Consider the following 15,429-nt stretch of genomic DNA (forward strand, 5'->3'; position numbering starts at 1 on the left):
GTATAACATAATGCAATTTGCATACAATATTTTTAAGAATTGCTATCTAAAAAAGGAAGTGATATATGTGGATAAAAAAGAAGAAAGAATAAAGCAAAGATTTCAAACTTTATCTTCTGAAGTGAGGCCTAAGTCAAATATAATAAAAAATTGTTTTAATGCGTTTTGGATAGGAGGGCTTATATGTACTATAGGGCAATTAGTCAGCAATTATTTAATAAACATAGGAGTCCCCAAAGATGATGTATCAGGCTTAGTTTCAATAGTAATGGTATTCATAGGAGCACTTCTTACAGGTATTGGTGTATATGATAAGATAGCAAAAATTGGGGGTGCAGGAACTTTAGTACCAATAACTGGATTTTCTAATGCTATAGTTTCACCTGCAATGGAATTTAAAAAAGAAGGCTTTATATTTGGAGCAGCTGCCAAAATGTTTGTTATTGCTGGGCCGGTTTTAGTATATGGTATTGGTTCTTCAGTGATTGTAGGTATTATATACTATTTTATTAAGTAGGTGATGTTTATGAATAAAAGAGTAGGAAAGCAAACAATTCGAACTGACAGCAAACCTAGAATTATATCTACTTATAGTGTAGTTGGACCTAAAGAGGGAGAAGGACCTTTAAAGGATTATTTTGATATAATACTGCAAGACGATTTAAATGGAAAGGATACCTTTGAGAAAGCTGAGAGCAGCATGATTTATATGGCTGTAACTGAAAGTATCAAAAAAGCCAATTTAAAGGAAAATGATATAAATTATTTATTTGCAGGAGATCTTTTAAATCAATTAACTTCTTCCTGTTTTGCAGCAAAGGATTTGGATATACCATTTGTTGGTCTCTTTGGAGCTTGTTCTACAATGACAGAATCTTTAGCACTAGCTGCTATGACCATAGATGGAGGCTTTGCAAATTATGTAGTGGCTGCAACTTCCTCACATTTTTCATCAGCAGAAAGGCAGTTTAGATTTCCATTAGAATATGGAAGTCAAAGAGCACCTACAGCTCAGTGGACTGTTACTGGATCGGGAGCTATGGTACTTGGCAGGGAAGGGAATTATCCCTATGTAAGCCATATTACTATAGGAAAGGTTAAAGACTATGGAGTAAATGATGTAAATAATATGGGTGAAGCTATGGCACCAGCAGCAGTGAGTACTATAGCCCAACATCTTATGGATATTGCGCGGGAGCCAAGCTACTATGATTTAATTGTTACTGGTGATTTAGGCAAGGTGGGTAAAGAAATTACAATGAAGCTGCTTTTAGAAGAGTATGGTTATGATTTGAAAAACAATTATATAGATTGCGGAGATGAAATTTTTGACCATGAGAGGCAGGGAACTAATGCTGGAGGAAGTGGATGCGGCTGCTCGGCAGTAGTAGATTGCGGATTTATATATAAAAATTTAATTCAAGGTAAATTAAAAAGAGTGCTTTTAGTTTCAACAGGTGCTCTTTTAAGTTCTACATCTTGTTTTCAGGGGCTTACAATACCAGGTATTGCCCATGCCGTAGCAGTAGAGACATAAAGGTTTCTTACAGCTAAAAGGAGGCTTATTAATAATGGATTATATAAAAGCATTTGTAGTTGGTGGAGTTTTATGTGTTATTGCACAAATACTTATAGATAAAACAAAATTATCGCCGGCAAGAATATTAGTTAGTTTTGTAACTATGGGAGTTATACTTACAGCCTTAAAAATATATGAGCCTGTTGTAAATTTTGGGAAAGCAGGTGCAACTGTACCTCTTCCTGGGTTTGGATATGCACTTGCTAAAGGTGTTATGAAAGAAGTTGATAAATCAGGATTAATGGGAGCATTTACAGGTGGAATAAAAGGAACAGCTGGAGGTATAACTGCTGCAATAATTTTTGGATATTTGATGGCATTACTTTTTAACCCTAAAACAAAGGAGTGAAAACTTTGAGAAGGAGGGTAATAATAGTTACTGACGGAGATGATATTGCTAAAGAAGCAGTAGAAGAGGCAGCAAAAAACATAGGCGGAAGATGTATATCTTTATCTGCTGGAAATCCTACAGTATTAAGCGGGGAGAGAATAGCAGAACTTATAAAAATAGCTGAATATGATCCAGTAATAGTAATGGTAGATGACAGAGGGGATATTGGTATGGGAGATGGTGAAAAAGCCATGTATAAAATAATGCAGGATAAAGATATTGAACTTTTAGGAATTATAGCAGTTGCATCTAATACTGCTAGAGCTAATGGAGTTATTGTTGATTGCTCTATAGATAAATTCGGTAATGTAATAAGTAAAGCGGTTGATAAGTATGGAAATAAGAAAAACAATAGACTTCTAAAAGGCGATACAGTTAATATATTGTCAAATGCTGATATAAAGTATATAGTTGGTATCGGGGATCCTGGAAAGATGGATGGAAGAGATAATATTACAATAGGTGCACCAATAATAACAAAAGCTATGGAAGAAATTTTGAAAAATTACAATAAAGAACTTACTAGTTTTGTATAAAATAAAAGGAAGTGTGTTTACTTCCTTTTATTTTATACGGGTTATTGTGTATTATCACTATTTGAATTTGGCTTCATTTCATTTCCATTATTAGGGTTTGTATCAGCAGGTGTTGAAGGAGTTGTATCTTTAGGTTTTTGTTCAGTTTGATTTTCTACAGGTTGCTCTGGCTCTGTAGGTGTTGGCTCTACTGGTTCTGGTTTTGTATCATCCATTTCAGTAGGAAGTACATAAGCTTGATCTTCAAGTGTTCTTGAAGATTTAGAATCTCTCTTAATAAATACTCTAGATTCTATAAGTTCTTTAGGAGTAAATTCTGTAGCAAGTTTTCCGTTTAGTTTATTTACTTTAGCTTCTACATGTACATCGCATAAAGTAGTAGGCTGAGTACCAGCTATAAACATTTCAGTATATACTTGACTTCCTCTTGGATCCTTGGAGCATAAATCAGTTGGAACCAAGCCAGATTCTCTGCAAACGGATCTAGTTACTATACCAGAAGGTTTCTCAATTTCTTTAATAGACATATTACTATGGGCAGCTTTCATTATCTTACCCCATATGGCAGCAGCAGTATCACTTGATATACCTTTTGGGAATGGTTCGGGATTATCATGCCCTATCCAAACAGAACCTGAATAATATGGAGTTAACCCGCTAAACCATAATTCTTTCTTATCTCCTGTAGTACCTGTTTTTCCAGCAACAGGCATAGAACCAAATCTAGCACTTGGGCCAGTACCGCCAGAACTTACAGGACCTTTCATCATATCGTACATGATATAAGCACTTTGAGGGCTTAAAATTTTGCTGTTTTCTACCTTACTTTCAAGTATAGTAACGTTTCTTCTATCAATCACTTTCCTGTAAAGTCTAGGTTTAGTATACATGCCGCCATTTCCAAAGGTTCCATAGGCTGCTGCCATAGTAAGAGTATTTTCACCGTCATACATTTCACCAAGAGAAAGGGAAGCAAGACTAGTTTTATCTTGTGTTGTATGGAAGGTTAAACCAAACTTTTCACCATAGGATATACCTGTTTTAAGTCCTAAAGCAAATTCTTGTTTAACTGCTACTAAGTTTATAGATTTTTTTATTGCTTCTCTTAAAGTTACATATCCTTGATACTTTAAATTATCATTTTTAGGCTCCCAACCAGGCCATTGCTTTTTTATTTCACTGCCTATAGGTGAGTCCTCAACTACAGTAGCTGCTGTAGCTTGTTTTGAATCTATAGAAGCTGCATATACTGTAAGAGGTTTTATAGTAGAACCAACAGGTTTTTTAAATTCTTTAGAACCATTAAAAGCCGCTCTATTAAAGGATCTTGCAGGCTGCTCACCTCTACCTCCAATTATTACCTTAACTTCCCCAGTATGATAATCCATAATAACAGCAGAAGCTTGAGGATCCATTATTCCATTTAGCATCTGTGTTTTAATACTGCCATAGTTTTTAGTGTCGTCTATTATTGCTTGAGCAGCATCCTGAAGGTTTTTATCCATAGTAGTATATATTTTAAGACCGCCAAACATGAGAAGATTGTTAATTTCCTCATCTGTGTAGTTATATTGAGCTTTTAAATCTTCTTTAACCTGTTCAATAGCTGGAAGGGTGAACCATTCATAATTTAATCTGCTATTATTTGTATTAGTAGATTGAACAAATTCAAAGCTATCTTTGCTTAAGCCATTTACAGCTTGGTTATATTGCTGCTCAGTTATATAATTATTTTTCAGCATCATACTAAGTACTGTTTTAGTTCTGTTTAAGTACTTTGAAGGATCTTTTTGTCTTGAAGCCAAAAAAGCATTATATATACTTGGATTTTGAGGAACACCTGCTAAATAAGCACACTGAATTAAATTTAAATCTTTAGCAGATTTATTAAAATAGTACTTTGCTGCAGCTTCAACACCGTAAACAGTACCTCCTAATGGTACTGTATTCAAATATCCTTCTAGAATTTGATCTTTGGTTAAATGTTCTTTCTCTAGTTTTACTGCTAAATACATTTCACGAATTTTTCTTTTGGCAGAATCTAAGAAAGTAGGTTCTTTTTCTCTAGTTGAAAGCATAGCATTTCTCACAAGCTGCTGAGTAATTGTAGATGCACCTTCAAGCTCATCTATGCCTCTAAGCTTGTTTAAAATATCAATATATATAACTCCAGCAACTCTTTTGAAATCTACCCCATTATGTTTATAAAATCTTTCGTCTTCAATGCTTACAAATGCATTTACTAAGTCTTTAGGGACATCGTTTATGGATATTACAGTTCTTTTTTCTTCCGAGTTAACGTCATCTATATAGTTATCATTGCTGTCATATATAGTAGATGGTTCGTTAAATGTTAAAATAGCATTCACGTCTAGCGGTGGAGCAGTCTTTATTATAGCTAGTGTAACTCCAGCACCTGCCACACCTGTTAAGATAACTAACCCTAGGAATATTAATAGTACAATTTTAAAAAATTTTGCTAATTTTCTCGTCTTCTTTTTATTTTTTTTATTTGTATTTCTTTCTTTTTCCATATGTTAATCCTCCTTGAATGCCTCATAGAATAATTCAGCAGACCTTAATATTATAACATATTCGAAATAATAAACAAATCTATATGAGGACATATCAAAATAATTATATAGTCTAAGAGTAATTGCTTGTCCTATATAATTTTATCATATATTTATGAATGTTATTATATTAATATGATTATATTACAAATATTTACACAAATCAAAATTTTATTCAGATTCAAGGTATTAAACTAAGAATTTTTGAAATAAATTATTAGTGATATATTAATACTTAAAGAGTAGGAAGTGGTATTATTAAAAGAAAATATAAGAAAACTGGAAAGTATAAATTTAAAATTATTATTTTTTTTATTATTATTTTAATGTGTTTTAATATGTTTATTTATACTCTCGATAAGATTATAACTCCTACAGTTATGGTTGTAGCAGTTGCTGAGATGAGAGCTAAAGCTATGGAGATAATAACTTCTTCGATTTTAAATGAATATTCAAAACAGTTTAATTATGATGATATAATACGAATTGAAAAAAACTCAGAAGGAAATATTGCAATGCTGAAAGCAGATACTATTAAAATGAATAAAATTGCTGCAGATGTAGTTTTAAATTCTCAGAAAGAACTTAAGAAGCTTGGAAGCATTGGAATAAAAATCCCTATAGGTTATATTTTTCAAAATAACATTCTGGCAGGTATTGGGCCCTATGTTACTGTAAAAATGGAACCTATAGGATACATAGAAACTAAATATGAATCAGAGTTTGAAAGTGCAGGAATCAATCAGACAAGGCATAAAATATATGTACAGGTTTCTGCAAAAGCAAAAATTATTATTCCTACAAAAAATGAAGAAATTCAAATAAAAAGTGAAGTACCTATAGCTGAGACAATAATTATAGGTAAAACTCCGGATACTTCAATAAATTTGGATTTAAATAATGCTGGATTTAAATTAAAAAGTACAGGAGAATAAATATGTATAAAAATAAAAATCTGCATTAAGCTATTAATAGTATAATTTATTTAAGCTTAAGACAGATTTTTATTTTATACAATTTAAAGCTAATTTTATTCCCAGTTAAAGATATATGGAATGTTTCTATAGTAATCACCATAATTAAGTCCATATCCTACAACAAATACATCAGGAATTTGGAAACAGCAGTAATCTGGCACTAAGCTTACCTTTCTTCTTTCTGGTTTATCAAGAAGTACACAACAATTTACACTTCTAGCACCTAACTTTTTAACATGTTGAATAACAAATTCCATTGTAATACCAGTATCTATAATGTCATCTATAATTAAAACATCAAGACCTTCAATGTTATCAGGAATATCATTGACTACATTTACATAACCAGAACTCTCCTCGCTGTGTCCATAGCTTGAGGTGGTCATAAATCCAATTTTTACTGGAATAGTTAAATATCTTACTAAATCAGCAGCAAAAATAAAACTTCCTCTTAAAAGTGCAAGAACATAAAGATTTTTATTTTCATAATCCTTTGATATTTCAGCACCTAAATCTGCAATTTTATTTGCTATCTGTTCTTTGGTAATAAGTATGTTTCTTTTTTTATTGTCCATTGTTGTCCTCCAATCTAAAGTTATTTAGAAAATTAGCTATTAAAAAATAAATAACATTTACTTTGTAAAAGCTTTATTACACTTATTTTTCAAGTTTATTCGAAAGCTTTAATTCCTATTGAGTTATAAAATTCTTTATCGATATAATGTTTTAAAGTTAAATTTTTATCTTTCCTATACTTTATCACTTGAGCTTTCATTACTTCTCCATACTTACCATCTAAAGCCCCGTCATAGTACCCTATATTTTTCATTAATCGCTGCACCTGAAAAACATCAGACCCGCTGTCTCCAGGAGAAAGAGTTCTAAATTTATTTAAAAACATATGAAAAGGCCCTCCGTATATAACAACAGTAGTTCCATACCCTACTAGACTGTAAAGTTCTTCTACATCTTTATTAAACATTCTAATACATCCGTGTGATGCATAGCTGCCAACAGAACTTGGTCGATTAGTGCCATGAATTCCATATTTTCCCCAAGGAACATTTAAGCCCATCCACCTTGTTCCAAATCCTTCACCCCATTTTCCTTTACTTATTATAGTCCATGTACCTATAGGAGATGGTGAAGAAGGCTTACCACTGGCAATAGAGTAGGTTTTGACTATACTATTTTTATTTTTATCTATTAAATATAATGATTGTTCATTTAAATCAATTAAAATATTATACTTATTAATATTTTTGCTTGAAATGTTCAAAGTTTTTGCACTTAAATGAATAGGTGATAAATATAGTAATAATAGAATAAATATAGTAATTAAGTGAAATGATTTTATAATATATCTCTCCTTTCGTTTAATCTTATAGTTATATTTTACATGATTATTATTTGAATAATTATATTAAATATGTGATATTTATAAATAACTTATAAAATCAATTTTAAATAATTGGTTTAACTAATTAAAATCATTTTACATTTTTAATAGAATAAAAACTCAGGATAGATAATCCTGAGTCCTTATTCTATTTATTACTTTTTATTTCAGTCCATATATTGTCATATAATTTTATTGTTTCTCCTAGATCTTTAAGATGTTCACCCTTTTTTATAATTTCAGTATCAGGGTATATAACTTTATTTTCAAGAGTTGTTTTTTCCATTAATTTATGAGCTTCAACATTTGGATTAGCATATGGGAAATTCTTTGATATCTCCGCACTTATTTCAGGTTCAAGCAGAAAATTTATAAATAACTCGGCATTTTTTGGGTGTTGAGCACCTTTTGGAACTACAAAATTATCCTGCCATAGATACAAACCTTCCTTAGGGAAGAAAACTTTGATATCAGGGTTTTCCTGTTGGGCTAGTGCAGCCTCTGCTCCCCATACATATCCAACAGCAGCTTCACCGTTTATTAGTGAGGTCTTTGGACTATCGCTATCAAATATTTTTATATTATCTTTAAGCTTTAACAATTCTTTTTTGGCTTCTTCAAGTTTTGATGGATCTGTTTCATTAAAGGAATATCCTAATTTTTTTAATGCTATTCCTATAACGGCTCTTTGATCATCAAGAACTACAAGATTATTTTTAAATTTAGTGTCCCAAAGATCTGCATAGCTTATTATCTCCGTATTGAATAGTTTTGTGTTAACTGCAACTACAACATTACCCCACATATAAGGCACAGTATATTTATTTTCTGGATCAAAGTCTAAGTTTTTAAATTCAGCACCTATATTTTTATAGTTAGGTATATTGCTCATGTTTATTTCTTGAATTAATTTTTGCTTTCTCATTGCATCTACCATATAATCAGTTGCAACAGCTATATCAAATTGTGCACCACCTGCCATTATTTTAGCCAGCATTTCTTCATTAGAAGAGTAGGTTGTGTAATTAACTTTTATTTTATACTTTTCCTCAAATTTTTTGATAACTTCTTCAGGTAAGTACTCTGACCAGTTAAATACATTTATTTCTTTTCCATCCGTTTGGACGTCTGTATTTTCAGGTGCAGCTTGATTTTTTTTGCAGCCAGTTAAAACACTTCCTACTAAAAATATAGATAAAAATATGCTGGCAAGTTTTTTAATTTTCAATAGTATCAACTCCTTAAAATGTAAATATTTATTTTTTTTGATTTTTGCTAAACTTTAAACGCATTTTTTCAGATATAACAGCTATAGTTATAGTAAAAATAAGCATAATTGTGGATAAAGCGTTTATTTCCGGAGTTACACCAAATTTAACCATAGAGAAAATCTTAAGAGGTAAAGTTGTAAAGCCAGGTCCAGAAACAAAGAAGCTTATAATTACATCATCCATAGATAGGGTAAATGCTAAGAGTGCTCCTGCTATAATACCAGGGGCTATTATGGGCAAAGTAATTTTGTAGAATGTCTGAAATGGACCAGCACCAAGATCCATAGCTGCTTCCTCAAGTGAGGGATCAAATCCGTTAAGTCTAGATCTAACTACAATAACAACGTATGATACACTAAAAGTTGCGTGAGCTAATATTAGTGTAAGAGAACCTGCAGGAATGTTTGCTTGTGAAAAAAACATAAGCAGTGAAATTCCCATTACAATTTCTGGTATTATAATTGGAACATATAACAATCCATCAAGTACTGTTTTACCTTTAAATTTATATTTATACATACCTACTGCTGCTAAAGTTCCGATTATTGTAGCAATTAAAGTGCTTACTGCAGCTACAAGCAAGCTATTTGTCATGGTACTTATTATGTTTCTATCCTTAAAAAGACCAAGGTACCATTTGAAAGTAAATCCTTGCCATATGGCATTTACTTTTGAATTATTAAAGGAAAACACAATCAACGTAGCTATAGGCAAGTATATAATAATAAAAATTAAAAATGTATATATAGATAATAATTTATGGCCTGAGCGTCTCTTTTTCACCTATAGCACCTCCGTTTTATTATTTGTACCAGCAATTTTAAGATATACCCCTATTAAAACAAAGGTAAGTCCAATTATAACAATAGAAGCTGCTGAACCCAAAGGCCAATCCCTAGCAGTTAAGAATTGATTTTTAATAAAGTTACTTATTAGCATAATTTTACTTCCGCCCATTAAGTCTGGTATAAAGAACAAACCAAGGGTAGGGATAAATACCAATATACATCCAGCAACTATTCCAGGCATAGTAAGAGGAACTGTAATTTTAAAGAAAGTTACAAAAGGTCGTGCACCTAAATCATTTGCTGCTTCAATATAGCTTTTATCAAGACTATCTATTGAAGCATATAAAGGCAGAACCATAAATGGAAATAGTGTATATACAAGTCCTAATAATACAGCTCCATTAGTATAAAGCAACTGAAGAGGATCTGCTATTATTCCCAGTTTAAGTAAATAAGAGTTAATTACTCCGTTGGTTCTTAAAAGAGTAATCCAAGAGTAAGTTCTAATAAGTGAGTTCGTCCAAAAAGGAACAATAATTAGCATTAATAATATACCGCTTAATTTCTTAGGAGCTTTTGCAATATAGTAGGCAAATGGATATCCTAAAATGAGGCAGATAATTGTAGTAAAAAGAGAAATCCATAAAGAATACATAAGCATCTTCATATAAAGAGGATTGAATATGCTTATATAGTTTTTAAGGGTAAATTTAAATTCAACTTGTCCATATGTACCGCGACTTAAAAAACCCATAGCTATAACAATTAACAGAGGGACAGCTACAAGTATCGTTAGCCAAAGAACTATAGGCGATAATGTCCAGAGTGGACCTTTGTTTTTTTTCATTATAATATCACCACCCCATCTTCGTATTTCCAGCTGACATATACATCACTGTTTTTATTGTTTAAAGCTAATGATGTATCCATTGTTTCATTAATTATTACTTCTTTTCCATTAAAAAGAGTTACGATTGTTTTATTAACAGATCCAACATAAATTCTTTCCTTTATTTTCCCAGTGAGTATATTCTTATCATTTACAGTTGAATAGGATAACTTCATTTTTTCTGGTCGTATTGCTATAGAAATTTTTGAACCTCTACTTAAAGATTCTGTTTTAAGTGAGGGATCTTTAACAAATATTTTATTATTAGTTTCCAGAATTAAAGTAGCCTGATCAGCTGAGATATGGTCAACAGTAGCTTCAAATAGATTTGTTTCACCAATAAAACTAGCCACAAATTTTGTTTTAGGCCTTTCGTATATTTCATTTGGGACACCTATTTGTTCTATTTTACCTTTATTCATAACTGCAATTCTATCGGAAAGAATTAAGGCTTCTTCTTGATCATGGGTAACATATATAAAGGTTATACCTAATTTTTGTTGTAAGTGTTTTAGTTCAATCTGCATTTCTTTTCTTAATTTAAGATCTAATGCACCTAGAGGTTCATCTAAAAGAAGCACCTTAGGATTATTTACAATAGCTCTAGCTATTGCTACTCTTTGCTTCTGACCTCCGCTTATTTCATTGGGCATTCTGTATTCATAGCCCTCTAAACGTACTAATCTTAAAGCATCTTTAACCTTTTTTTTGATATCATCTTTTGATAGCTTTTTTATTTTAAGACCGAAAGCAATATTTTCAAAAATATTCATATGAGGAAAAAGAGCGTAGTTTTGAAATACAGTATTCACATCTCTTTCGTAAGGATGGTTATGAGATACATCTTCACCATTTAGAAGAATGTTTCCGCTTGTAGGTTCTTCGAAACCCGCTATCATTCTTAAAGTAGTGGTTTTTCCACAACCGCTTGGCCCAAGAAGAGTTAAAAATTCACCTTGATTTGCTTCAAAACTTATATTATCCACAGCAGTATGATCTGAAAATTTCTTTATTACGTTTATAAGTGTAACCATCCTTTACTTCATCCCCTTTTAAAACACTTTTATGTTATATTTACAAACTGATATAATTATAAAGCTATATTTTAAAAAATTCAATATTCTAATTTTATTTGATTAATTTAAGAAAGTGTCATTATATGCAAATAAAAGTGTACAGCCTATTAGAAGGTTGTACACTTTTGGTTTAGTAAGAAAATATCATATTATCAACTCTTAGAGCTACGGGCTTTGACCAAAGCCATGTATTTTTTGTACTGTCATCGAAATAAAATTCTGCCCCATTGGTTGGGTCTATACCTATTAAAGCATCTAAAGCAGCTTGTCTAGCTGTATCTGAGGCAGGTTTGTTTATCCAACCGTTTAATACAGGGGTGAACTGATAATAGCCATTTACCCTTTGGTAAATTACATCTTTGATAGTATTTGGCCAAGCTGAACTTTGAACTCTATTTATAACTACTGCACCTACTGCCACTTGAGTTTTATAGGATTGTCCTTGAGCTTCAGCATGAATTAGTCTTGCTAAAAGATCTAAATCAGCTTTAGTATAGGGTATAACACCTTTAGATGTCTGTGATGTTAAAGTAGCTGCATTAGTTGTAGTGTTTACACCAGGTATTAAAAGGGTTTGTCCAACATATATATAATCTTTCCAGTAATTATTTGCCTTTCTTAATGAATATAAAGAAATTCCATATCTCTTTGCAATTAAATAAAGAGTATCTCCACTTTTTACTGTATATTTTATAGCAGGAACATTTAATACTTGTCCAGATTTAATTATATCTCCAGATAAATTATTATCTGCTTTAATTGAATTAACAGTAGTATTAAAGGTCTTGCTTATAGTAAAAAGTGAATCTCCTGAAACTACTGTATAGCTTGCTGCCTTTGCAGAATGAGCTGTAAACAGTGTTAATGAAAGGGTAAATAGTAATACCTTAAGTTTTTTTGAAGTAATCATATTATTATCCTCCTTTTGCCTCCGAGGTTAGTTGACGGGTTTGGGTAAGAGGTACCCTACTCATTTAGAGATTCACCCCAGTAGATATCCCCCGTACTCCATATGGAGATTCGGCTTTTTTATGCTGTTATTTTAACAAAGGAAGTACTATATATCCATACAAAATATATGACATTTAAGGCATACAATGGTATAAGTTTGTTAATTTATGTATATCAATAAATTTATTACAAATAATAATAAAGACAATTTTGATTAGGAGGATAAATTATGGAAAATAAATCTAAGATTATTAAAGTTAAAAAGAATCCAGATGGGGATATAACTGATGTAATGCTTGATAATGGTAATGTTTATTCTATAAACGAAGCTATTATGATGGCTAAAGACGATTTAATACAAGGTGTAAATGTTGGAAAATCAAGAAATGGAAGAGAATATTTAAGGAGCAATCCTAATGATAAAGAAGGCGATAATTTAGATAATATGCCTGAATTTTAGGGGATGAGAGATAGCTTCAGTGAGCAAAAGTTGCTGGCATGAGCTTAACTCAAATACTGAAAGTATTATTAAAAACATATAAAAGAAGCCTAATACATAAAACTTAGGCTTCTTTTCAACTATTTATAATTTTTATAGTAGTTACTTTTTATTATCTTATCCGCTATTTCTAGTCCTTTTATAGCCTGTTGTTCTTCTTCATCACTAGACTTTTCACCTATATATGACCCATTCGTTAGAACAGCAAAATTTTTCTTTGTATTTAAGAGATTTCTACCTATTGCAGTATATTCATAATCTGTCTTATCTATTCCAAATAAATATGCTAGGGTAGGAAGCAAATCCACCTGACCACCAATAGTAGTAATTTCTTCTCCTGTTAAATCTTTATTGTATATAATAAGAGGTACTCTCCAGTTATTTCCTTGCCACCAATCTTCTTGAGGTTTTATTTTAGCAACTTCATCTTCATGATACTTGTGTATCCCTGTATGATCACCATAAACTACTATTACAGAGTTATTAAGAATGCCGTCTTTTTCTAATCTATTAATCAGTAAACCGATATGCTTGTCTGTATAATGAACGCTTTGCAAATATCCACCCATTTTTGTTTTATCTAAACTTTCATTTAAATTAAGTTCTCTGAACTTTTCAGGTAAATCAAAGGGGCCGTGGCTTGTTAATGTAACCATGAAGGTATAAAAAGGCTGCTTTTGTCTTTTTATAATAGGAAATACTTGACGCAAATATGAACCGTCGCTAAGACCAAGGCCAATAGTTTCATCAATTTCAAATCCAGAGGAATCTATAGTATTTTGAAAGCCTATAGATTTAAGTGCAGGCATCCAATTCCAATAGGAACCTTTTTCAGGATGAATAGCAGTAGTACTATATCCTAATTTCTCCAGAAGTTTTGGCAGTGAATTATAGGTGTTGTCAGGATATCTAAAAAAAGTACTCCCCCTTCTAACAGGATACACTGAAGTATTTGTAAGCAGGTCTGAGTCGGAGCTTGTACCATTATTAACTTGTTCATAATAATTAGTAAAATATAGACTGTTTTTTAAAAGTTTGTTTAGATTTGGTGTAATTTCTTGTCCGTTAATTTTTTGACCTATAACAAATCTTTCAAGGGATTCAACTTGAATAATAATTAGATTTTTACCTTTTAACAAGCCTTTATATTTATTATCTGGAAGTTTTTCGTTTTTGGCTTTAAACCAAGCATTTATTTCTTTTATGTCCTGTTCTGTTAAATTATAAGCTTTATTATCTAACCAATAATTATAGCTGTCATAAATATGATAGCCTATAGGAGAAAGATTAGCCATAGTTTGAGCAGGTTTCCAATAGGTTCTAAATAACATAGTTTTTTTGCCGTTATTTAGTATATCTATTCTGTAGTGAGAAAACCAAATGTACCCTATGGATAATACTAGTATACTAAAAAAAAGAGAAGGAACTTTACCCTGATTTTTATATAAATGTTTTTGTTTTATGGCAAGAGGGATAAGTACAAATATATCTAGAACAAAGAATATATCTATTACTCTCATCATTGCTATAATATCGCTAGAAAGATTGTCCAAGTTTGTAGTCTGATTTAAAACATGAATGGTCATAAAGCTGGCAAAGCCTCTATAATACCATAAATCTGCTATAATAATCATACTAATTAGAGTGTTAATTACTATAAGATACCATAAGCGGCCTCTGTTTTTAAATAAAAAGGAAAAAGATAAAAATATATTTATAAAACATATGTATACTAATAGATGTGGGTCACCGTAGAAAGCCCAACCAAAATTTATCTTTGTAGCCTTTTCGCTGTTTATAAGCAGAGTAAAAATAATTGATTTTAAAAATAAACTTATTAGGGTAACATGAAGCATCCTATCTTTTGAAAGGTAATATAAATTTTGTTTAATACTGCTTTTAAAGTTACATTTTAATCGATAGTCTATAAGATTTCTTGTATTAAGCAAGATTTCAACTCCTTTTAAGGTATAATATATAATCTAAATTATACCTTATACTGTTATATTCCACAATACGAGGAATTTAGTATTTTTGTGTTAATCAATATATAAAAAATTTTACTAAAAGCAGATTTATCGAATATTTTTAGTAAAATTTTTAAAAATATTCGTATTTTCTATTTACAGTTGTTAAAAGCTGTGATAACATTGATATGTAAATTAAATATTAACTCATATAATCTTGATAATTTGGTTCGGGAGTTTCTACAAAGCAGCCATAACTGCTTAGCTATGAGTGAAGGGTTTGCCAATGATTTTTTTAAGTAATTTGATAAGCACAAAAATAATGTGTCCTTTGAAAATTAGGTAAACGCATGAATTCACTTTAATAATTGTATAATTCATGCGTTGTTTGTTTTGCATGAATTTTAAGGACATCTATAGGGAAAAATAAATCTATTTAATAAAGGTTCTGTGCTTTTAAATTGAAAGGAGGATAGGAAGTTATTAAATATTAATGCTGTCATAATAATTTTTTTAAAATAATTAATTTTAGG

General features: G+C 30.9%; 15 protein-coding genes and 2 riboswitches. Of the genes, 6 read left to right on the forward strand and 9 right to left on the reverse strand.

The genetic code is table 11. From position 1 onward, the window contains the following. Nucleotides 1-67 precede the first annotated feature (67 nt). From spoVAC to spoVAEA, 4 genes are read left to right on the forward strand one after another with little or no spacing between them, the layout of a single operon-like run. The gene (gene spoVAC, locus M2651_RS09675; RefSeq protein ID WP_252132155.1) at nucleotides 68-517 is read left to right on the forward strand and encodes a stage V sporulation protein AC; all 450 of its coding nucleotides are present in this window, start codon (nucleotides 68-70) and stop codon (nucleotides 515-517) included. 9 nt (nucleotides 518-526) lie between these two features. After that, a complete protein-coding gene (gene spoVAD / locus M2651_RS09680) occupies nucleotides 527-1,537 on the forward strand; it encodes a stage V sporulation protein AD (RefSeq protein ID WP_252132156.1) in 1,011 nt (336 codons plus the stop codon). 34 nt (nucleotides 1,538-1,571) lie between these two features. Continuing rightward, a complete protein-coding gene (gene spoVAE / locus M2651_RS09685) occupies nucleotides 1,572-1,928 on the forward strand; it encodes a stage V sporulation protein AE (protein WP_252132157.1) in 357 nt (118 codons plus the stop codon). Then, on the forward strand, nucleotides 1,925-2,506 hold the full coding sequence (gene spoVAEA, locus M2651_RS09690) for a stage V sporulation protein SpoVABEA (RefSeq protein ID WP_252132158.1): 582 nt from the start codon (nucleotides 1,925-1,927) through the stop codon (nucleotides 2,504-2,506). The genes spoVAE and spoVAEA overlap by 4 nt, the downstream gene beginning before the upstream one ends. Nucleotides 2,507-2,547: 41 nt before the next feature. Here spoVAEA and M2651_RS09695 read toward each other — a convergent pair whose 3' ends face one another. Continuing rightward, the gene (locus M2651_RS09695; protein ID WP_252132159.1) at nucleotides 2,548-5,040 is read right to left on the reverse strand and encodes a transglycosylase domain-containing protein; all 2,493 of its coding nucleotides are present in this window, start codon (nucleotides 5,038-5,040) and stop codon (nucleotides 2,548-2,550) included. Between the two features lie 338 nt (nucleotides 5,041-5,378). Here M2651_RS09695 and yunB point away from each other — a divergent pair, with 338 nt between their 5' ends. Then, nucleotides 5,379-6,014, forward strand: a complete 636-nt coding sequence (gene yunB, locus M2651_RS09700; protein WP_350338296.1) for a sporulation protein YunB — start codon at nucleotides 5,379-5,381, stop codon at nucleotides 6,012-6,014. Nucleotides 6,015-6,109: 95 nt separating this feature from the next. On the opposite strand, the gene hpt is transcribed toward yunB, so the two are convergent. The 7 genes from hpt to M2651_RS09735 form a co-directional block, all read right to left on the reverse strand. After that, entirely contained in the window at nucleotides 6,110-6,631 is a 522-nt protein-coding gene (hpt, locus tag M2651_RS09705) for a hypoxanthine phosphoribosyltransferase (protein WP_252132161.1), read from the reverse strand. Nucleotides 6,632-6,726: 95 nt separating this feature from the next. Continuing rightward, a complete protein-coding gene (locus tag M2651_RS09710) occupies nucleotides 6,727-7,335 on the reverse strand; it encodes a L,D-transpeptidase family protein (protein WP_252132162.1) in 609 nt (202 codons plus the stop codon). A 268-nt stretch (nucleotides 7,336-7,603) separates the two neighbouring features. Beyond that, nucleotides 7,604-8,683: a polyamine ABC transporter substrate-binding protein gene (locus M2651_RS14455; RefSeq protein ID WP_252132163.1), complete on the reverse strand. Its 1,080-nt coding sequence runs from the start codon at nucleotides 8,681-8,683 to the stop codon at nucleotides 7,604-7,606. Between the two features lie 28 nt (nucleotides 8,684-8,711). Continuing rightward, nucleotides 8,712-9,509, reverse strand: coding sequence for an ABC transporter permease (locus M2651_RS14460; RefSeq protein ID WP_252132164.1), 798 nt, complete (start codon nucleotides 9,507-9,509; stop codon nucleotides 8,712-8,714). After that, nucleotides 9,510-10,361, reverse strand: coding sequence for an ABC transporter permease (locus tag M2651_RS09725; RefSeq protein WP_252132165.1), 852 nt, complete (start codon nucleotides 10,359-10,361; stop codon nucleotides 9,510-9,512). Further along, entirely contained in the window at nucleotides 10,361-11,437 is a 1,077-nt protein-coding gene (locus M2651_RS09730; protein WP_252132166.1) for an ABC transporter ATP-binding protein, read from the reverse strand. Before M2651_RS09730 ends, M2651_RS09725 begins: the two co-directional genes overlap by 1 nt. A 172-nt stretch (nucleotides 11,438-11,609) precedes the next feature. Then, the gene (locus M2651_RS09735) at nucleotides 11,610-12,389 is read right to left on the reverse strand and encodes a LysM peptidoglycan-binding domain-containing protein (protein ID WP_252132167.1); all 780 of its coding nucleotides are present in this window, start codon (nucleotides 12,387-12,389) and stop codon (nucleotides 11,610-11,612) included. A 1-nt stretch (nucleotide 12,390) separates the two neighbouring features. Further along, nucleotides 12,391-12,515, reverse strand: a riboswitch (cyclic di-AMP (ydaO/yuaA leader). A 144-nt stretch (nucleotides 12,516-12,659) separates the two neighbouring features. On the opposite strand from M2651_RS09735, the gene M2651_RS09740 reads away from it, so the two are divergent. Then, nucleotides 12,660-12,890, forward strand: coding sequence for a DUF3892 domain-containing protein (locus tag M2651_RS09740; protein WP_252132168.1), 231 nt, complete (start codon nucleotides 12,660-12,662; stop codon nucleotides 12,888-12,890). Nucleotides 12,891-13,009: 119 nt separating this feature from the next. Here M2651_RS09740 and M2651_RS09745 read toward each other — a convergent pair whose 3' ends face one another. Continuing rightward, on the reverse strand, nucleotides 13,010-14,878 hold the full coding sequence (locus M2651_RS09745) for an LTA synthase family protein (protein WP_252132169.1): 1,869 nt from the start codon (nucleotides 14,876-14,878) through the stop codon (nucleotides 13,010-13,012). Between the two features lie 205 nt (nucleotides 14,879-15,083). Further along, nucleotides 15,084-15,184: riboswitch (purine riboswitch) on the forward strand. Nucleotides 15,185-15,429 lie beyond the last annotated feature (245 nt).

Origin of the sequence: Clostridium caldaquaticum (genome assembly GCF_023806125.1) — a bacterium.
GTDB lineage: Bacteria > Bacillota > Clostridia > Clostridiales > Clostridiaceae > Clostridium_AT > Clostridium_AT caldaquaticum.